This window comes from Bacteroidota bacterium (assembly GCA_040388375.1).
In the GTDB taxonomy this organism is placed as follows: domain Bacteria; phylum Bacteroidota; class Bacteroidia; order UKL13-3; family UKL13-3; genus JAAFJM01.
Map to the genome: position 1 here is coordinate 415001 of JAZKBU010000004.1, position 21696 is coordinate 436696.

A 21696-nucleotide genomic window follows, 5' to 3' on the forward strand; every position below is an offset into this window, starting at 1 on the left:
GGCTACACCTATTTTAATTTTTTTGAAATGAAAAAATATTGTTGTGTAGTTGTAGGTATTTTATTGACTAATTTGGCTTGGGGCCAAACTAGCCAAACAGACTCTGCGCACCAGTTAAACCAAGTTTTTATTAAAGGGTTACGTGCCACAAACCTGAATAGTGCCAGTGTTATTCAAACACTATCCACCACCGATTTATTAAGCAGGCAAGGCAGTACAATGGCCGAAGTATTGCAGGAAAACACCCCCATATTTATTAGGAACTATGGCTCCGGAGGTTTAGCTACCGCCAGTTTCAGGGGCAGTAATGCCTACCATACACCGGTAATCTGGAATGGAATCAATATCCAGAATCCAATGAATGGACAAATCGATTTCAGTTCTATTCCTGTTTTTTTAAGCGATGAAATTAGCTTGCAGTATGGAGGAAACGGAGGCGTATGGGGCAGTGGAGCTATGGCTGGCTTGCTTTTTATTAATAGTGCCGTAAGTACCAATAAAAAGTTAAAAGTAGAGCTATTGGCCAGTGCGTTCGACTATGGTGTATTTCAGCAGGGAGCCAAAGTTAGCTTTAACTATAAAAAACTATTTTCAAGCACAAAGGCCTTTTTAAATACAGGCGATAACAGCTTTATGTATCGATACAGGGGGCAGGATTTCTATCAAAAGAATGCCCATTTAAACGACAAAGGATTTCAACAGGTATTGGCTTATCAGGCCAACGCAAAAAATACCATAACTGGATTGTTTTGGTACAATGAAAGCGACAAGCAAATTGCCCCTAGTTTAAATGCCGCATTTAATAATGCCAATCAAAAGGATAAAAATGCAAGAGCCGCTATTACTTGGAATAATAAAACAACTAAGCATAGCAATGAGGTAAAACTGGCTTATTACTACGATGAAATATTTTACAGCAGCTATGATATACCTCAATCATTAAGCAAAAGCAATACATTTAATTTAACAGGAGAGCATCAAATAACATTCAATAGCCAAAACAGTATTCATTTTGGTATTAATAATTGGCTTGCTTTTGCCAATGTAGATGGTTACGACCAGCAGGTAAACCAGAACAGGTTGGCCGGATTTGCCTATTATAAATCAGGCATTAAAAAAATAAAAATGCAGCAACAATTTGGCTTAAGAAGCGAGTTGGTAAATGAAAAATTTATCCCTTTGATGCCAAGTTATTATATGCAGCTACCCCTTGTAAAAAATATATTATTTAAAATAAACATAGCCCGCACCTATCGCTTACCAACGTTTAACGATTTATACTGGAAAAACGGAGGCAATATAAATTTACAACCGGAACAAGGCTGGAGCAGCGATTGTGCTTTTTCATACCTAAAGAATAAGGACAAATGGAACTATGATATAACCCTATCGGTTTTTTACAGAAACACCGAAAACTATATTCAATGGATTCCTATCAATGCAGCCATTTTCTCTCCTATTAATATTGGCAATGTAAATGCCAGAGGAATTGAATTCATAGCAAAGTCAACTGTTCAAACTTCAGAGAAATCAAGTATTAAGGGCAGTTACTTAGGTAGCTTTTTGCAAGCAGTTGACCAAAACAGTGACTTGCAATTAATATTTACACCCAGGATAAAGCATGTATTTAATATTTTGTTCCTGTACAAAAGCTTAACCTTAAAATACAACCACATTTATAACGGGGTTAGCTTTACAAAATCAGACCACAGTGAGTGGAACGATGATTTTGACATAGGCAACTTTGTTGTTTCAAAAAGCTTTGCGCTTAATCAACAAAACAAACTCAATTTACAGGTAGCAGTGAACAATGTATGGGATAAAAGTTATTTGGTTATGCCAGACAGACCTATGCCTTTACGTAACTACCAATTTACAATTCAATATACTTTAAATTAAAACTAAATATATAAAATGAAAAATAGAATCTACACAAAAATCAGCGTTTTAGCCACTGCCTTTTTATTGGGAGTTGGAGCTAATGCACAAACGGTTTCAACTTTCGAGTCAGTTGAATTAGGCGGAGCAAACAACGTAAAAATTCCTAGCAACGGCAGTGTTGTTGGCCAGTTTACCAGTGGCTCATGTAATTTTAAAAGTGTTTACCAAATTGGTTTTGGCGGTTACTGGAGTGCAGGTTGGGCTTACTCAAAAGTAAACGATACCACTACCCAATCATTTGATAACTTATATAGTTCTTATGCAAATAAAGGGTATAACAATAGCCCGGCTTATGTAGTAGGACAAAACAATACAGTTCTTAGCTTAAGTACTGCAGCACAAAATACCACACTAAAAGGTTTGTATGTGAGCAATGCAACATTTGCTGCTTTAAGTATGAAAACAGGTGATGCATTTGCCAAAAAATTTGGTGGTACAACTGGAAACGATACAGATTGGTTTAAACTAGAAATTAAAGGATACAGCAGTGGTACTTTAAAAAGCCAGGCAGTTGATTTTTATTTAGCCGATTTCAGATCAAGCAACAACGCAAACGATTATATTATTAAAGACTGGACTTGGGTTGATTTATCAGGTCTTGGTAATGTAGATAGTTTAATGTTTGAATTAAGCTCAAGCGATGCAGGCCAGTTTGGTATGAACACCCCTGCTTTTTTTGCAATTGATGAAATTATTTCACAAACAGATACCGCTACTTTTGAAAATTTAACTTTTCCTTTTGGCCAAAACTATTGGAACAGAGGCAGCAAAGTATTTACCGAAGTATATACTGACGGTAATGCCAATTTTGTAAGTGCTTATACTGTTAGTCCTTCATACAACTACTGGAGTAAAGGATTTGCTATTTCTAATTATACCGATAGTGTTACTGAAGGATTGGATAATATTTATGCAAGTGCAAATGGAAAAGGTAGCAATGGTTCAGCTAAATATGCTATTGCAAACAACAACTCAATCATTAAACTAACCAGCACTGCTATTGGAAAAAGAGTATCAGGCTTATATGTAAACAATGGTACTTATGCTTATTACAGCATGTTAAAAGGCGATGCATTTGCTAAAAAATTCGGTGGTGCAACTGGAAACGATCAAGATTGGTTTAGATTAAATATTAAAGCATGGCACAACGGAACAAAATTAAACGATAGCGTGTTGTTTTATTTAGCTGATTTTAGATTTACTGATAACAGCCAGGATTATATATTAAAAAATTGGGGATGGGTTAATTTAACCAGCTTTGGTAATGTTGACAGCTTACAGTTTACTTTAGAGTCAAGCGATGTAGGACAATTTGGAATGAATACCCCTGCTTACTTTGCTATTGATGATTTTACTACATTAAACTCAGGAGTTGGTGTGGCTGATATCAATAAATTAAAAAGCTTAACAGTATATCCAAATCCAAGTGCTAGCTATATTCAATTAATGGCTGATGAAAAAATAGAAACAGTAAATATATACAATGTACAAGGTCAGGAAGTATTGACTACTACAGGTAATAGTGTAGATGTAAGTTTACTGGAGCAGGGAGTATATATGGTAAGTGCAACAACAAGCAACGGAACCATTAAAAGTAAATTTATTAAAGAATAACGATTATGCCTTTAATATAAAGGCATCAATCAATTTGTTTAGCCAAACATATATTCTATAAAGTGGCTTTGGTATTTATTTACCAAAGTCACTTTATTAAATTTTTTGCTATTTGTTACAGCTGTTTTACCTTTAATTTGAGCTTGACTATGAAGGTAAGTTTAAATACAATCAATACAGTTTTAAATACATCAATAAAGTTATAAAATGAAAAAAAGTTTAGTCCTTATTTTAATCATTATAAGCACGGGTAAGTTGAGTGCACAATTCGATAACCAGGTAGGTTTTGGTGCAAAAAATGCTATCCATAAAGATAGCAGTATTATAAAAGCTTGGGCTACCAAAACTACTTTGCAAAGAGGCTGGCAGGATATTAGCGATACAAGCCTTGGTAAAGCAACGGTGGGCACTCCTTTTTACACCACAGGCATAGCCGATGGAACGGTATTAAGCTTAGGCGATTCGGGTATTGCAATTCTGCAATTTGAAAGACCAATTACCAATGGGCAAGGCTATGATTTTTGTGTGTTTGAAAATGGCTTTACCCTTAATTCAGGTGTGGCGGAAGCTTTTTTAGAATATGCGCACGTAGAAGTAAGTAGCGATGGCGTTCAGTTTTTCCGTTTTCCTTCCCAATCAAAAATAGATACACTGGTTCAAAAGGCTTCTTTCGATTATATGAATACCAATTTGGTAGATGGTTTAGCAGGTAAATATATTGCTAACTATGGAACCCCTTTCGATTTAGCAGTTTTAGCCAATCAGCCAAACCTGAATATAAATAAAATTACCCATGTAAAAATTATAGATGTAGTAGGAAGCATTAACAATGTATACGCTACCCGTGATAATTTAGGTAATAAAATAAACGACCCATGGCCAACACCATTTGCAGCAGGTGGTTTCGATTTAGATGCCGTAGGTGTTATGAATCAGGCAGAGCCTAATGGCATTGCTAACAGTGAGCATGAAGTATTTAAAGTATATCCAAATCCGGTAAAAGCAGGTGATAAAATATACATCAACAATAGCCAGCAAGCATCCATTAGTTTGTTTGATGCCAATGGAAAATGTTTGTTAACCAAAGAAACAAGTGAAGATAGTTTTATTGATACTGAAGGATTACACAAAGGCGTATATGTTTTATTGGTTAACGGGCTCAATAAAACATATGCTAAAACATTAATGTTAAACTAAACAATGAATAAATATTGCCTTTATATTTTAGTTGTTTGTTTTGCTTTAACTGCGTGCGATAAGCCACCACAAACAAAGGCAATTCAAACCTTGCCTGACTCTACGTTGGGAGGTGTTTTTATTGTAAATGAAGGTAACTATACCCAAAGCAACGCTACTTTAGGTTTTATAGACTATAGCACCAATAAAACATACGATAATGTTTTTGAAAGCAAAAATAACAGGAAGCTGGGCGATGTTTTTCAGTCAATGACTGTTATAAACGATAATGCCTATTTGGTTATTAATAATTCAGGTAAAGTAGAAGTAATCAATGCCAAAACATTTCAGTCAGTAAATACCATTAAAGGCTTACGCTCCCCGCGTTATATTTGCAAAACAAGCTACAACAAAATATACGTGAGCGATTTATATGCAAACAAAATCTCCGTAGTTGATTTAAGCACTTATGAAACCACCAAAACCATTGATTTATTTGGATGGAGCGAAGAAATGATTTCGTATAAAGGGAAAACTTATGTAACCAATGTTAAAACAAACCACATAAGTATTATTGATGAATTAACCGACCAGATTACAGATAGTATAGCAACACCGTTTGCACCCAAAAGCATCGTACAGGATTCAGCCCATAATTTATGGATACTCTGTGGCGATGTGAATGCTACGGATAAAAAACATTTTATAGTTCAGATAGATATCAATACACAATCCATTATACATCAATGGCAGATAACAACTCCACAAACAGCTGCCAGTAAACTACACATAAACAAAGCGGGCAATACCCTGTTTTGGATAGATGAAGGTATTTTTAAAATGGGTATTTACGAGCAGCAGTTACCTACACAGGCATTTATTGAAAAAGCAGGCAGGCTTTTTTATGGGTTTAATATTGACAATAAGCGTAACCAGATATGGGTTAGCGATGTAAAAGATTTTAATACCACCAGCGATATATACCGCTACGACCTGAATGGAAGTTTAATAGAGAAACTAAACGGAGGGAAAATAACAAGCGATTTTTACTTTTATGCAGATTAGAGATGGCAAATCGAATTAATGAAGATATAAAAGCCAATAAATTACCTGCCAAAAATGAATTAAAAGAAGGAGAACATTTTTATTTTAATGAACAGGGCTATATGGTTTTTACCGAGGCCTATCACAAATTACGTGGTTACTGTTGTGGCAATGGCTGTAAGCATTGCCCGTATAATCATAAAAACGTTCAGTTTTAATTTTGTAAAATTACCTGCGGCCTTTTTGTAAGCAGTTGTATTTTAATGAATAATCAGTATTTTGCAAATCTAATTATTCATCATGAAGAGATATTTTACAATTACTTTATTAAGTTTACTTTTAGTTGGTACAAACCCATTGTTTGCACAAAGAAGCAACTGTGGCGTTTCACCGGAACCCAATACATTTACCCAAAAAGACGGAAGTGAAATTACCGTATTAGCTTACGGAAACGAACAAGAACATTATTTAGAAACAAAAGATGGTTATACCATTTTAGCCAATAGTGAAGGTGTTTTTGAATATGCTACTATTGATAACACTGGTAATTTAGTACCAAGCGGCATAAAAGCCAATAACAAAGTTACCTTTAAAGGCAAAGCAACACCTGAAAAACACCTGCGTTACAGCCATAGCCAAAAAGCTATTTTAGCTGAAATATTTACGCAATTAGAATCAAAACCAGGTTTAGGCAAAAAAGCACCACAAGGATTCCCCAATAAAGGAGTTAATAAAGTTTGTGTACTGTTAATTCAATATCCTGATTTGTTGGCTACCATTGATAAAACGGTATACCAGAATTTATTTAACCAAGTAAACTATACATCAACAGGTAGTTTTAGAGATTATTATTTAAAAACATCATACGGGCAGTTAACCTTAAACAGCGATGTATATGGTTGGTACACGGCAGATAATGGCTATAAATTTTACGGAAAAAACAATGTTAACTATTCAGCAAATACACGTGCTTTAGTACGCGATGCAGTAGAATCAGCAGATTCTGCAGGAGTAGATTTTTCTGCATATGACAATGATTTAGATGGAGAAGTGGATGGATTGCTTATACTACACTCAGGTATTGGAGCAGAAGAACAAAGCGCACCTAATGCCAACGATTATATTTGGAGTTTTAGAAGCAGTTTAGGTTCAGGTTCGGTGGTTACCAACGCAGGCGTTAGTGTTAATTCATATTGTATGTTTCCCGAAAAAAGATACAATGGTGGATCATATACGGCAGTAGGTATAGGTGTAATTAGCCACGAGTTTGGACATATACTTGATTTACCCGATTTATACAGTACACAAAGCAGAGGTGAGGGAGCAGGTAACTTTACCAATATGGCCGGTGGTCCGTGGTTAAACAATGAAAAAACACCTTGCCTTTTTGATGCTTGGAGTAAAAGCGTAATGGAGTGGTTACAACCAACCGTTATTTCGCAAAATGGTACGTACACTATTAAAAAAGCAGCAGTTGACTCTAACTTCTGCTATAGAATTAATACCCCTAAAGCCAATGAGTATTTCTTGTTAGAAAACAAACAGCTAAAAGGCTTTGACCGCTACATACCCGGAAAAGGTTTAGCTATCTGGCATATCAATACCAATACCGCCCGTTTACTTTCGCAAGGTGGGGGTAATAATGTAAACAACGATACTTCCAAATACGGAATGGGTTTAGTGCAGGCAGACGGATTAAGAGGCTTGGAAAAAGCAACCAACAGGGGTGATGGAGGCGATTTATTTCCGGGTACAACAACTAATAGAAGCTTTAGCGGCACTACCAACCCTTCATCAGCATTATATCCTACAACAAGTGGTGGTGTAAGAGCATCTTCAAATGTAGTTATATCAAACATAACGCTGAATGCAGATAGCTCTATTACCTTTACTTTAGGCAATAAAGCCTCCGCTTCATACAGTGCAGCCAGCTTAAATGGTTGTGTTCCGTATACTGTTACCTTAAATAACAACTCGTTATTTGCCAATAAATACAAATGGATTTTTGCCGATAGCATTGGAGAAAGCAGTGAAACCAATCCTACACACGTATTTACGCAAAAAGGAAGCTATAAAGTAACTCTTTATGTGTTAGATTCAATTGACAATATTGTTGATTCAAACAGTCAAACATTTGTTATCAATGAAAGTCCTAAAGCAGCCGCTTTAATTAACAGATTGGGACCAGATTCATTCCTGTTAACCAACACTTCAACCAATTATGATTTTGTTACCTGGCGTTTTGGTTCAAGCAGTAACAGCAGCCAGGAACCTGTTATTTTAAAAGCATCAAGTCCAGGAAAAATGTCGGCTATGCTTATTGCTTACAAAGCTACTTGTACCGATACTTTTAACTTTGAATTAGATATTTACAACCTCGGTATTAATGAGTTCAGCTTATTGCAAAATGTATCTGTTTTTCCAAATCCATTTACAAACCAGTTAATGGTTGACATAGAATCATTGTCGAGCGGTGATGCAACAGTAACCATGAGCAATATTATTGGCCAGCAAATATTTGCCAAAGAAATAGCTTTAAGCAAAGGTAAAAACACCCTTGATTTGAGCAACGAAATAGGTACGCAAATGCAAGGCACTTACTTTTTAACAATAAGAGCAAATGATAGCTTTTTTGTTTATAAGGTTCTTAAAATCAACAGATAGTAAAATAGTTTATTGAAAAGTGCCGATTTAAGAAGTTTGGCACGAAAAAATAATAGAAATTTTATTATACTATAAGATTTTGTCTTTCAGTGCTTAATAAATTAATATAGAAAACAATTTTAAATTTATATGGTTAAATGATTAAAAGGCTGTAAAATTATACGACATTTGCAAGTCAATTTTTAAACGTTTAATTAAGTAAAGAGGGAATATTTAAGCCATGAGGCAACTAAAAATAAGCAAACAATTTACCAATCGCGAAAGCAAATCGTTAGACAAATACCTTAACGAGATAAGCAAAGTTCCGATGATAGATGCGCAAGAAGAAGTAGAGCTTGCAAGGAGAATTAGAGAAGGAGATCAGGTAGCTTTGGAGCGTTTAGTAAATGCCAACTTACGTTTTGTGGTTTCCGTTTCAAAACAATACCAAAACCAAGGTTTAACCTTAGGCGATTTAATTAATGAAGGAAATCTTGGATTAATTAAAGCAGCTAAACGTTTTGATGAAACCCGTGGATTTAAGTTTATTTCTTATGCCGTTTGGTGGATTCGTCAATCTATTTTACAGGCATTGGCAGACCAAAGCCGTATTGTTCGTTTACCTTTAAATAAAGTAGGTTCAATTGGTCGTATTGGAAACACTGCGGCTAAATTAGAGCAAGAATTAGAGCGTGAACCAACAGTAGAAGAAATTGCTGTTGCGATGGATATTCCGATTTTGGAAGTAGAAAACGCATTAAGAAGCACAGGTCGCCATTTATCAATTGATGCACCTTTAACAGAAGGAGAAGACAATACATTATTAGGTATATTAGATAGCAATGATGAGCCTCGTCCCGATGTACAGTTAATCAACGAGTCATTACAAAAAGAAATTAACCGCGTTATTTCTACTTTAAGCGAAAAAGAGAAAGACGTATTGAAATTCTATTATGGTTTAGACGGAGGCCCTGCACACACTTTAGAAGATATTAGCGAGAAAATAGGCTTAACCCGTGAACGCGTGCGCCAAATCAAAGAAAAAGCACTACGCAGGTTACGTAAATCATCGAAAAGCAAAATTTTAAAAACATATTTAGGCTAATCATATTTGTGTTAGTTTAACATCAATCCCAATTGTATTTTGCAATTGGGATTTTTTTATTTTAATACCCCCTACATTATGGAAACTACGCATAAATACACCAACGCATTAATCCATGCATCCAGTCCTTATTTATTACAACATGCACACAACCCTGTAAACTGGTTAGAGTGGAATGATGAAACACTGGCTTTGGCCCAAAAGCAGGATAAAATGTTGCTGGTGAGCATAGGTTACTCCGCTTGCCATTGGTGTCATGTAATGGAGCATGAGAGCTTTGAGAACGAAGAAGTAGCTGCCATTATGAACGAGCATTTTATATGCATAAAAGTAGACAGGGAAGAGCGCCCCGATATTGACCAGATATATATGGATGCCGTACAACTGCTAACAGGGCAGGGAGGCTGGCCTTTAAACTGCTTTGCATTGCCTAACGGACAACCTTTGCATGGTGGAACATACTTTCCTATGGAACGATGGAAACAAACCTTGCTTTCCATAGCTGATTTTTATAAAACAAAAAAAGACGAAGCTTATGGCTTTGCCGATGATTTAACCAATGGCATAAAAAAGTTAGATGTTATTTTACCCAACAATGAAACAAGCATAAAGGTAGAAACCATAGAAAAAGCCGTACATGACTGGAGCAGTAATTTCGATTTAAATTTAGGCGGTTATGTATGGTCGCCCAAGTTCCCTATGCCTAATAACTGGCAGTTTTATTTACAGTTTTACAAGCACTCAAAAGATAAATTATATTTACAGGCCGTAACCGAAACCCTGAATGGAATGGCCAATGGCGGTATATTTGACCAGATAGCAGGTGGCTTTGCCCGTTACAGCACCGATGTATATTGGAAAGCACCTCACTTTGAAAAAATGCTTTACGATAACGGACAATTAATGGGCTTATATGCAGAAGCCTATCAATTAACCCATAACGAGCTGTACCGCGATGTGGTATATAAAACCCACCATTTCATCAGCTATGAGCTGACCCACGCTACGGGTTTGTTTTATTCTGCTTTAGATGCCGATAGCGAAGGCGTGGAAGGCAAATATTATATATGGACCAAAACAGAGCTGCAACAATTATTAGGCGATAAAGAACCCTTGTTTAGCCTGTATTATTCCGTTGATGCCTATGGCAATTGGGAGCATGGAGCCAATATATTGTATAAAACACGCAGTGCCGAAGAGTTAGAGCAGCTTACGGGTAAAGACATAGCAGCTATTGAAGCAACCATACAGCAGTGCAATATTATTTTGGTACAGGAACGCAACAAGCGCGTAAAGCCCGGCTTGGATGATAAAATAATAACCAGTTGGAATGCCTTAATGGTAAGCGGCTATTGCCAGGCTTACAAAGCGTTTAACGATGTAGCTTTTTACAACGCAGCCCACAAGGCTATAGATGGTCTACTAGATGAGCTTTGGGTAGATAAAACCCTGTACCGCATTTATAAAAATGGCAAGATAAGTATACCTGCTTTTGCCGAAGATTACGCCTGCTTATGTAAAGCCTTCATTGATTTTTACCAGATAAGCTTTGACGAAAAATACCTGCATAAAGCCAATGAGCTGATGCAATTAAGCATTGCCTGTTTTTACGATGAAACCCAACAATTGTTTTACTTTAAATCAAATACCGATAAAGCATTGGTAGCCCGTAAGCTTGATTTAAACGATGATGTAATACCTAGTGCCAACAGCACCTTTGCACATTGCTTACAGGCACTGGCTTATTATTTTGATAATACCGAATACGAAAAAATGCTACAGCAAATGTTGCTGCTGGTACAAAGTAAATTTGCCAAAAGCACCAGTGGTTATACTAACTGGATGCAGGTATGTTTAAACCAACTACAAGGCGTAAAACAAATAGTAGTAGCAGGAGCCGATGCCAGGGATGTAATAAAGCAACTGCAACAACCATACAGGCCCCATACTTTATTTGCTATAGCCACCGCTGAATCCACCATTCCGTTGGTACAGGATAAGCCTTTGGTAGCCGATAAAACCGCTATATATGTTTGCACCGATAAAACATGTGCCTTACCTGTTTTTAGTGCAGATGAGGTGGGTGTTAAATAATGATAAGTTTAAAAGAGAAGAATATGAAATACATTTTGATAACCATTTTAATCGCAAGTACTTTTATGGCGTGCGAAAAAGATAAAGAAATTAGTGATAATCCAACACCTATAAATAATCTTATTAATAATGCAAGCTTTGAAATTAATGGGAAAGGGAGTGTGAACGGCTGGAATTTAGTGAAGGACTTTAGAACTTTTCCTGATACTTTTTCAAATACAGTCCCAGTAGGTGGAGGGCAATTTTCACTGCGGTTGGAGGGCACAAAGGATGTTAAGTGGAATCCATATGCTGAAACCTATATAACTAATATCTCAGGAAAAAAAATCATTTCACTTTCAGCATATATAAGGTCACTATATGGTGGACAGGATATTTATCTTTCTTTATACCATATAAGGGGAGGCCAGGTAATTGATAGTAAATCTGATTCCCATCTGGCTTTTAACGACTGGAAAAAATTCAGCGTGATAGACACGCTTTCTTTGCAGAACCAAGACTCATTAAGAGTAAAAATTATGCAAAGCACCAGCCAAAACAGTGGAGCATATATTGACTTGGTTGAATTGACAACCAATTAGAACCAATAAACCTTTGGTAGCCGGTAAAACTGCTATATATGTTTGCACGGATAAAATAGGTGCATTGCCTGTTTTTAGTGTGGATGAGGTGGGTGTTGAATAGTGACTAAAAAGATTATTATTGAGTAATAAAAAACTATCGAGTAGTGTGTATAAAAAGTAACCTAATTAAGACGACACCATGACAATAGAAGAAAATCCGTTTTATCATAAAAAAGGTGACTATGAGTCTCGCAAAGACCTTTTAATTCATTATTTAAAAGTGCTGCATGAAAGTAATAAACCTATAACATTTAGCGACCTTTTCCTTGATAATATGCCTGGAGGAGGAATGCCTGAATTTGAATCTGTAATGACAGAACTTGAAACTAAAAATTGGATTATCAAGACTGAAAAAGATGGTGGACCAGTTCCCGGACTACCATTTCATCGTAAAGTTGACAAAAGATATTCTATAAGTTTGGAAGGTGTTGAGTATTTAGCAGCAGTTGGCCTTATAGACGATAAACATAAGAATACTATGGACAATAAGTACCAAAACATTACAAACTATGGTAACATGGTTGTTGGTGACAACCCTAAAGAAGTAAATCAAACCTCTTCCAACTTTGAAATTAATCCTAAATATAATAAGACCAAGCCGGACAATATGAATAAAATAGCTACTATAGTTGGTATTGTTTTGACTATTGTTGGATTAATTATTGGTTATTTACAATTGGTAAAATCCTAGTAAAAGAAGTATAGTAACACTAAAAAACTTGATTTCAAGGACCATGAAACTTTATAAATACAGACCTTTATCGGAATTTTTATTCAAGGAATTATACTATCAAGAAATTTACTTTGCATCATATAATGAATTAAATGACCCATTGGATTTAAAGGCTAAAATTGATTTTACAACTAATGATATTAAACAAATTTCAAATTTGCTTAAAGTAATGTTCAAGACGTCTTTTAAGATGAATTTTGAATCCATTTCACATTCAGAAGAAGAAAATAACAAATCATTGTATAAATTTAATACAAATAATGTTTCAAAGAATAAACTTCAAAAGGAAATATTTAAACAATTACAGGAAATTAAAACACCAAATGAAATAATCACAATCTATGAACTTGAACAGGTTTTAAAGAGTACCACAAGTAGTCTTAATTTCGAATTTGATATAGAAAATTTTAAAAAAGAAATAAATAGGTTGACTATAAAATTTTTGGCAAACAGTTATACAACATGCTTTTCTGAAAATAATGATAATCCATTGATGTGGTCACATTATGCTAGTAAACATTCTGGTATTTGCATTGAATTCTCATTACCATCTGAAGGTTTATTTCCATACAGAATGATAGGGAAAAGAGAAACAAATGAAGAAAAATACAAAAGTAAAGCCTCCGAGTGGAGTGTAAAAGAACTTGTTTACTCAGGTCGTTTAAAAAAAGTAACTTATGAAGAAGAACAACCATATATTAATTTTTTTGACTTTTTTCCCGTTTTTGATAATGAGTACGATTGTGATTTAATAGGATTATCCAAAAGTTGGACACATGGGTTTGCTTACGAACTAGAAAATATTTTTTCTATCAAAACAAACCCATGGAAATATGAAAATGAATGGCGGGCTATTGAGATAAATTTCGGTGATTCTAAGGAACCTGAAGATAGAATACGCCATTATCCCATTGAATGTTTAAGTGCAATTTATTTTGGGTGTAATACTCCTGAAAATGTAAAAAATAGGATTTATAAAATTTTTAATAGATGGAGCAAAACTATTCAGTTTTATGACTGTGAAATAGTTTCTGGCAAACTTATGGAATTTAGAGAATGGCAGCACCTTGACGAGTAACCTGCAATTTTTATGGTTAGCAAAGCATTCTACTAGATATGATATAAAACAAAAAAGCTACTCCATTACAGAGTAGCTTTTTGTTTTCAATTATGCACTATTCAAGTTTTAACCCCTAAAACTTTTCTCTTTGAAAGCCCCAGGCACGCCATTCGTTTTTATAGGTGTCGGGGTAATTGCCTTGTATTACCCTGGCTAAGGCTACCAGTACCTTGCTTATGTTTTTCTTCTGTTCGTTCTTATTACCTATAATACCGCTTACATCTTGGTCCGTATTGGTAGCTAAATGAGTAAGCGTAGTATACTGGGTTATAAGCGGGGTAAAGTAAGCTGTACCTATAGAAGTTTTCTTATCGTAACCCGCTGCAAGCAAAGCAGGCAATATGAGCCTTAAAGCAAACAAACGGTTGTTACGTTCAAGCGGTAGGCGGTAAGTGCGGTTTTCCAGTACAATACCAAAGCGGGCATAAGTAGCACGGGCTTCCTCCATAGACCTTGAATCTGCGTCAATGGCCTTCTTAAGCAAGGTTATGCCAGCGTCTAAAGCATCGTTACATCGTTGCAGGTCGTGCGTTATACGCGGTCGGTCCTTACCTGTATTGCTTTTGCTGTTTAATAAAAGCGCGAAGGCTGCTACTTCTTCGCTAAAATCTTCGGCTGTTTTCCAAAGCAACGTAATGTTGTTTTTGGTGAGCCAAACATCGGAAACGGTAATAGCTAAGGTGCTTAAATCAGCATCTCTGTTAGCTACATTACTTTTAACGGTTTTTTTTGCGGGTTGTTCAGGAACATCATCCGGAGGTTCAGGAACATTGTTGTCTGTTCTTTCCATAATAAGAAAATTAATATAACAGGATAACGAAGCTTATTTTAAAGTAGTGTGGCTGTACATATTTTTTATAAAAATGTATGGAAACTCCTACATGGGTGGTTTAAACTTTTTAAGGGTATAAAGGAGTTCCTTTATGCCTATATTTTTTTCAAAATGCCCATAAAGGAGTTACTATATGGCTATAATTTTTCTGAAATGCCTATAAGAGAGTTCCTTTATAGCTATAATTTTTTCAAAATGTCTATAAAGGAGTTACTATGTGTCCATAAATTTTCTGAAATGCCCATAAAGGAGTTACCGGATGTTTTTATTTTTTGAAATAGAAACGAAAGGAAGTTGCCTAAATAAAATAGTAATTACTTTTTTAAAGCATCAGGAATTATTTAATGGTACAGTACTTGCAAGGGAGGCTATAAAAAAATAAACCCCTAAACAAATTATAAAATGAAACAATTAACAATTCTCGGATTTACATTTCTACTACTATTGAATTATTCGTGTACCAAAGAAAGTAGTAGTAGTACACCAAGTGGAAAAATAACTTTTTGGATAAGCAGAGACAATGGTTGTGGTTATGTCGATGTATCAATAGATAGCACCAGTGTAGGACAAATAACAAACTGGCAAGCCATTGCTCCAAGCAGCTGTACTGCATCTAAGATTTCATTGACTGTTACAACTAAACGAGGTAAAAAGTCGGTTACATTTAAAAATGTTTGTGGTACTGCAACTGTATCAATTGATTTAAATAGTGATTGTTTGGTTTATAAGGTGTTTTAAAGACTTTAGCTTTTTGTACATTTTGCCCGTGGTTCAGCCGTTGTTGGTGTTCTTCACCAACAACTATAGTGATAAAAAGAAAAGAGGCTTATGGAAACATAAGCCTCTTTTCTTTTGTAAAATATATTCTTTTTATTTCTCCGTAAACGCCTGATCAATCTTTAGTTTTAAATTGGCATAATGCGCTTTGGCTTCTTCGGTGCTACCACCTTTGCAGGTAGTTAAAATTTGTTTCAATTGGGCTAATGCAGCCGCTTGCGAAACAGCATCGTAACGGCTTGATTTAAATAAGGAGATTAAGTTCTCCGTATAGGCGTTCTGTAAGTTCTGGCGGAAAGTATTCGGGTTGCTTGCATCGGTTGCAAAGCATGCTTTCGTCAAATCGTTCATCATTTCCAAAGCACTATATTTATTTCCATATAGTTTTGAATCAGTTAAACGTTTTAAAGTAGTTGGGTTTAACAAATGCATCAATAGCATGGTTTGGTAACCAAGCACACGTGCATGTACTTTAGGGTCCTCATTGGTACCAAAAAAGTTAAAGCCTCTGCGTTGTAATTGTAAGTAGTTATACAAATCATTTTGTACGGCAAAAGCATCAGGTGCAAAAGCATATTTGCTTAAAGTTTCCATGGCACGTTTTTGCTCTTTGTAGTCAACCGGTATTAAAGGTTTAGTAGCACCTGTTTGTCCTATAAAGCTTCTGTCTACATACACACCGCCTATATAACGGGCTATTACATTTACCTGGCTAAAATATTCCGATTGTGCTATGCTGTAGGCCTGGCGTAACTCCTGGTAGCTTTGGCCCGGCTTGCTGTATTTGTCTTTTATTTTAGCAAACAACTGGTTGGCTAGTTTTATGCGGTCTACACCAAAAGTAATGGCATCGCCACTCATGTCGTTTACGTTAATGCGTGGGTCTATGCCACTGCCAAAGCCACGCATATCATCTGCATCGTTTCCAAAAATTAATAAAGTATCAGCCGAGCGTGAAAGTATTTTGGCTAAACGTTCTTTTTCTTTGGCTTCATCGTTTACAGCAGCAGAGTATCCAAACTCAATAGCCCAATTGTCGTAAGGTCCGGGGCAGGTAGTAAAGTAGTCGCCTTGTTTGGTTTTATCCAACGCTACGTTTACAGCAGGGTAATCCATAACCGAAGCCGTTAAGCCTATTTTACGTGTAATGTTTTTATCGTTCAACTGGCTTGGCTTCAACATTTGGCTGGCTTTCATGTTATGGTTTAAGCCCATGGTATGGCCCATTTCATGCAGTACCAAATAGTATAATGATTGTTTAATATAATCGCGTTTTTCAATATCATTTAATCCTTGCAGTTGCAATGCATTTAAACCAAATAAAGAAGTTTGGTGCAATTGGTTACTTGCATCACAAAAAGTATGCTTGTCAGGGTTCAATGGGTTTTGCATACCGGTAGCCGCATCAAATAAATCTTCCTGGCGTAAGCGGTTGGTTATAAATATATATTCCAACATAATATCTGCACCTAATATTTCTCCCGTTCTTGGGTCAACAAAGCTTGGTCCGTAACCGCCAAATGGTGGTTGTGGTGACGATGTCCAACGCAATACATTGTAACGTATATCCCCGGCATCCCAGGTAGCAGTATCTGGCTGTTCTTTTACTACCACGGCATTTTTAAAACCCGCTGCTTCAAAAGCCAGGTTCCATTTTTCGCCTGCTTCTTTTATAGTAGCTCTGAATTCTTTTGGCGTAGTGTTTTCAATCCACCAAACTATAGGTATTATCGGTTCAGAAAGGGCAGCGTTAGGGTCTTTTTTCTCTAAATTCCAGCGGTGTATTAAATCGCGGTACGCCACAGCGTTGGTAGTAGTCATGTCTTCTACCTGCTCACTGAAATAACCAATACGCGGGTCGTCAAAACGAGGTTTAAAATTGTTTTTAGGGGCTTCTATTAACGAGTGTTGTAATACAATGCTTACCGCACGTTCGTCCGTTACTTCTTTTCCTCCGCCTGCCACAGGCATTGGATTATCGTAAACATATTCAACAACTAAGTCGGTATTTTTTTCGTAGTTTTTTAAGCTGGTAAACTTGGTTTTATCCCTGCTTAAACCACCCAACGAAAACATTTGCATGCCCGGAGGTAAACCAAAGAATGGCGATGGTTTTACCTGACACATACTTTCACTTAAAAATATGGTACTGGCATCTAATAGTATTTCTCCTTTTTTAGCATCCTCCGCCATTATTTTCTGGTTAACCAGTATAGCAGGGCTTATATTGGCTTTGGCCGATTTACTGATGGGGTTTAAGGTATCAAAATAGTACCCCGTGTTTTGTACCACAAATTCTATTTTATCAAAATAACGTTTAATGGTAAATACTTTATTATCCCTAAAGCTTCCCCTGTGGTGTCCTGCGGCTACTACGCCATCTTCCGTATACGAAAAGTAAATGTATTCTTTGTTCAGCTGATCTTTCTTAATCAGCATCAATACATTTCCTGTAAGCGTATCCTGGTATAATGGAAACAAACCATCTATTTTTTTGCACGATTTTGTTTTATCGGCAATGGAAACAGTTTTGGGTGCAGGTGCTGCATTGGCTACAGGTGGCTTTTTGGTAGCACACGATGAAACAATAATAGAAAGGATAGCAAGGGAGTAAATTTTACGCATAAATGAGTTTGGGTATAAAAAGCAAATGTGCTTTTTAAATTAAAAATAACAAAACCATTTATGTAATATAAGAAATGAGTATGCGTTTTAACTAAAGGTTTGTCGAGCTGAGCCGAGACAGGTACATTTACCGTTTTCGACTCCGCTCAAACTGCCAATTATTTGCCGGTGCTTCCGTAACCTCCGGCACCTCTGTTGGTTTCACTTAGCTCAGTCACTTTAACCCACTCAGCAGCTTCGTGTTTAGCTATTACCATTTGTGCTATGCGCTCACCGTTTTGTATGGTAAAATCGTCAGTACCCAAATTAACAAGCAATACCTTTATTTCGCCTCTATAGTCAGCATCAATAGTGCCGGGACTGTTTAATACGGTTATGCCATGTTTAAAAGCCAATCCGCTTCTGGGTCTTACTTGTGCTTCGTAACCTATGGGTAATTCCATAAACAAGCCCGTAGGTATCAATGCTCTTTGCATAGGTTTTAACACAACAGGGCTATCTATAAATGCTTTTAAATCCATGCCTGCTGCATGTTGTGTTTCGTAAGCAGGTAAATCATTGGTGGAGGTATTAATTATTTTTATTTCCATAAAGTAAGCGGATGCTGTTTAGCGTATGTATTGTTTGCGTTCGTTTAATATGCCAAGGCCAATAAAAGCCATTATAATAACTGCTTTGGTAACCAGTAAAGCTGAGCCTGTAAAAGGAATAAACGGTGTTAAATAAAAAAGAGCTACCGCTACCAAAGTATACAGCGTACATTTTACAATATTATAGTTAATAGGGTAATATTTTTTGCCCATTAAATAACATACTATCATCATGGTAAAGTAGCATATAAAAGTGGTCCAGGCAGAGCCCGTATAACCCCAAATAGGAATCAATATAACATTTAAAAGAACCGTTATACCTGCACCCATCAGTGAAATATTAGCGCCTTTTTTGTTGTTATCTGACAGCTTATACCAGATAGATAAATTATAGTAAATACCTAAAAACATATTGGCCAACAATAAAACAGGCACAATATGTAATCCTTCATGAAACTTTATATTGATGAAATTCTTAAATACATCAATATACATAGTAACCAGCAGGAATAAGGTTAAGCATACCAGTACAAAATAATCCATTACCGTTGCATAAATGGTTTTCTTATCGGTTGATTGGGCATGGCTGAAAAAGAAAGGTTCAGCCGCAAAACGAAAAGCCTGTATAAACAAGGTCATGAGTATAGATAGCTTATAATTGGCCGCGTAAACACCGTTCATATCATTGGCCAATGCCACATCCGGGTAAAGGTATTTAATCAATACCCTGTCAAGCGTTTCGTTAACCATGCCCGCTAAACCCACTATAATCAATGGTGCCCCGTAATGCATCATTTTACGCCAGATTATTTTATCAAAGCCTATTTTAATTTGCTTCAACTCAATAAACAATAAAGGTATGGTAATAATACTTGCTATCAGGTTACTTATAAAAATGTATTTAATACCAATGGTTCCATCGTATAAAGGAATAATAACACCCTTGTTTTGCATATAAGGTCCCAGCAATAGAAAATATAAGTTTAAACCAATATTGGTAAATATGCTTATGTTTTTAATAAGCGCAAATTTCAACGCTTTGTTCTGTTGCCTCAGGTAAGCAAAGGGTAAGGAAGCAATAGCATCCAACCCGATGATAATAGCAAAATAAGAAACGTATTCAGCATGGTCAGGATACCTGATTAAGTCAGCAATAGGTTGGGCAAAACCACTGAATAAAAAAATAAAAGCAACAGATGAAACAAGTACAGAAATAAGAGCTGTTGAAAATACCTTTGGGTTGTCTTTGTTTTCGCTCGCAAACCTAAAAAAGGCAGTCTCCATTCCATACAAAAGCACTACATTGAAAAAAGAAACATAACCATACATTTCCGCATTGGTACCAAAGTCGGCCTTGCTGAACAAAGCCGTATGTAAAGGAACCAGCAGGTAATTTAAGAACCTGCCCAATATGGTGCTTAGTCCGTATACAGCCGTTTGCGATACCAGTTTTTTTATTGAACTCATTTTTTAGGGCTATTGCTTATACTTAACTTTATATAGGCCGATGCAAAATCGTAAATCAACTTATAAGCCTCATTGTATTTGCTTAGCGTAACAGCCTTAGCCGTATCGTCAATATCGTGGTAAAAATGGTAATCGCCCATTAGGTAAAAGAAAAAAGATTTTACACCCGCTTCCGTAAAAAAATAATGGTCACTGTTTTGTGCTTTACCTCTGGCATTGATGGTGGGTAAATAGCCTCCCTGGTCGTTTACATAATTAAGTAGTTTAAACTCATCAGGGAAAATAGTTCCGTTTACAGCCGTTAAACCTTTATCGCCCGTTGCCATTAAATCAATATTGATTAACAAAGCCATTTTCTCCAAAGGTATTAATGGGTTTTGGGTAAAATAGTACGAGCCAAACAAGCCTGCTTCTTCGCCTGCAAAAGCAATAAATGCAACAGAATAATCAAGTGGATTTTTGCTGATATAACTCGCCAAATCAAGCATCATGGCTATACCGCTGGCATTGTCATTAGCGCCCGGGAACATAGCGGGGCCAAACATGCCCAAGTGGTCATAGTGGGCAGTAAATACAATAAACGAATCAGGATAAAGCTTTCCTTTTGATACACCAATTACATTTTGGGTTTGGTGGTTAACAGGAGTCGATTCAATGTTTATCTCCATTTCAATCATGCTATGCTTAATAGCATCTTTTTGAACATAAACTATTGGGTATTCATCTTTAGCGGTGGCAACACTCCAGGTAAACTTATCCTGCTTGTCAATAATTAAACCTTTTGCCTTTACCTTATTCTTTAAAATTTGCTCCGCTCTTTCAGGGTGTAAAAATGTTTTCTTTTGAATAGCCGTAATCACTATAAAACTTTTTCTGAAAGCACTTTTCATAAAAGTTTCAAATGCATTGGCATTGTCAATGGTAGCAGAGTCGACATATAAAATATTGAATTTGCCTTTAACAGGTGGGCAACCCGCATTTACAATAAAATCGCGGCCGGGCTCTAAGCCTACCCCATCAATATTGCAAAAAGTTTCACCTTGAAAAGTAATAACCGGAAAGCCAAAAGGCTGGTAGTAATCAACATTAGGCGAACCAAGTCTGAATCGCCTGAATGTTTCAGCTATAAATTTGGACGCTTTTTTATCTCCCTCATTTACATAACCCCTGCCCGAAAACTCTTCGGAGCATAATCTTTCAATTACCTGTTTAGCATACTCCTTGTTTTGGCTAAAGCCAATAAGGGGCAGTAAACAAAATAAATAAAAGAATTTTTTCATGTTTTGTTTAAAAGATAATAAGGGCTTTTGGC

The 21696-nt window shown here is 36.2% G+C and carries 17 protein-coding genes; 12 read left to right on the plus strand and 5 right to left on the minus strand.

The window, feature by feature from the left end:
- The first annotated feature begins 27 nt into the window (after positions 1-27).
- From V4538_07515 to V4538_07565, 11 genes are all read left to right on the plus strand, one after another.
- On the plus strand, positions 28-1899 hold the full coding sequence (locus V4538_07515; GenBank protein ID MES2380873.1) for a TonB-dependent receptor plug domain-containing protein: 1872 nt from the start codon (positions 28-30) through the stop codon (positions 1897-1899).
- A gap of 15 nt (positions 1900-1914) precedes the next feature.
- The gene (locus V4538_07520; protein MES2380874.1) at positions 1915-3555 is read left to right on the plus strand and encodes a DUF4465 domain-containing protein; all 1641 of its coding nucleotides are present in this window, start codon (positions 1915-1917) and stop codon (positions 3553-3555) included.
- Between the two features lie 207 nt (positions 3556-3762).
- Positions 3763-4752: a T9SS type A sorting domain-containing protein gene (locus V4538_07525; GenBank protein ID MES2380875.1), complete on the plus strand. Its 990-nt coding sequence runs from the start codon at positions 3763-3765 to the stop codon at positions 4750-4752.
- A 3-nt stretch (positions 4753-4755) separates the two neighbouring features.
- Positions 4756-5796: a DUF5074 domain-containing protein gene (locus V4538_07530; protein MES2380876.1), complete on the plus strand. Its 1041-nt coding sequence runs from the start codon at positions 4756-4758 to the stop codon at positions 5794-5796.
- Positions 5797-5798: 2 nt separating this feature from the next.
- Entirely contained in the window at positions 5799-5993 is a 195-nt protein-coding gene (locus V4538_07535) for a DUF5522 domain-containing protein (protein ID MES2380877.1), read from the plus strand.
- Between the two features lie 82 nt (positions 5994-6075).
- The gene (locus V4538_07540) at positions 6076-8439 is read left to right on the plus strand and encodes a M6 family metalloprotease domain-containing protein (protein MES2380878.1); all 2364 of its coding nucleotides are present in this window, start codon (positions 6076-6078) and stop codon (positions 8437-8439) included.
- Between the two features lie 220 nt (positions 8440-8659).
- Entirely contained in the window at positions 8660-9523 is an 864-nt protein-coding gene (locus V4538_07545; GenBank protein MES2380879.1) for an RNA polymerase sigma factor RpoD/SigA, read from the plus strand.
- A 78-nt stretch (positions 9524-9601) separates the two neighbouring features.
- Entirely contained in the window at positions 9602-11617 is a 2016-nt protein-coding gene (locus tag V4538_07550) for a thioredoxin domain-containing protein (GenBank protein MES2380880.1), read from the plus strand.
- A 23-nt stretch (positions 11618-11640) separates the two neighbouring features.
- The gene (locus V4538_07555; protein MES2380881.1) at positions 11641-12198 is read left to right on the plus strand and encodes a hypothetical protein; all 558 of its coding nucleotides are present in this window, start codon (positions 11641-11643) and stop codon (positions 12196-12198) included.
- Positions 12199-12379: 181 nt separating this feature from the next.
- Positions 12380-12931 (plus strand): hypothetical protein, encoded by a 552-nt coding sequence (locus V4538_07560; protein ID MES2380882.1) that lies wholly within the window; start codon positions 12380-12382, stop codon positions 12929-12931.
- Between the two features lie 43 nt (positions 12932-12974).
- Entirely contained in the window at positions 12975-14051 is a 1077-nt protein-coding gene (locus tag V4538_07565; protein MES2380883.1) for a DUF2971 domain-containing protein, read from the plus strand.
- A 115-nt stretch (positions 14052-14166) separates the two neighbouring features.
- Here V4538_07565 and V4538_07570 read toward each other — a convergent pair whose 3' ends face one another.
- Entirely contained in the window at positions 14167-14883 is a 717-nt protein-coding gene (locus tag V4538_07570; protein MES2380884.1) for a hypothetical protein, read from the minus strand.
- Between the two features lie 444 nt (positions 14884-15327).
- Here V4538_07570 and V4538_07575 point away from each other — a divergent pair, with 444 nt between their 5' ends.
- Positions 15328-15663 carry a hypothetical protein gene (locus V4538_07575; GenBank protein MES2380885.1) on the plus strand — a complete coding sequence of 112 codons (336 nt, stop codon included), beginning with the start codon at positions 15328-15330 and terminating at the stop codon, positions 15661-15663.
- Positions 15664-15795: 132 nt separating this feature from the next.
- Here V4538_07575 and V4538_07580 read toward each other — a convergent pair whose 3' ends face one another.
- The 4 genes from V4538_07580 to V4538_07595 all read right to left on the minus strand — a co-directional run bounded on the left by V4538_07580 (position 15796) and on the right by V4538_07595 (position 21664).
- Positions 15796-18327 carry a zinc-dependent metalloprotease gene (locus V4538_07580; protein MES2380886.1) on the minus strand — a complete coding sequence of 844 codons (2532 nt, stop codon included), beginning with the start codon at positions 18325-18327 and terminating at the stop codon, positions 15796-15798.
- A 158-nt stretch (positions 18328-18485) separates the two neighbouring features.
- Positions 18486-18917, minus strand: a complete 432-nt coding sequence (dut, locus tag V4538_07585; GenBank protein MES2380887.1) for a dUTP diphosphatase — start codon at positions 18915-18917, stop codon at positions 18486-18488.
- Positions 18918-18935: 18 nt separating this feature from the next.
- Positions 18936-20384, minus strand: a complete 1449-nt coding sequence (locus V4538_07590; protein MES2380888.1) for an oligosaccharide flippase family protein — start codon at positions 20382-20384, stop codon at positions 18936-18938.
- A complete protein-coding gene (locus V4538_07595; GenBank protein MES2380889.1) occupies positions 20381-21664 on the minus strand; it encodes a M28 family peptidase in 1284 nt (427 codons plus the stop codon). The genes V4538_07590 and V4538_07595 overlap by 4 nt, the downstream gene beginning before the upstream one ends.
- Positions 21665-21696 lie beyond the last annotated feature (32 nt).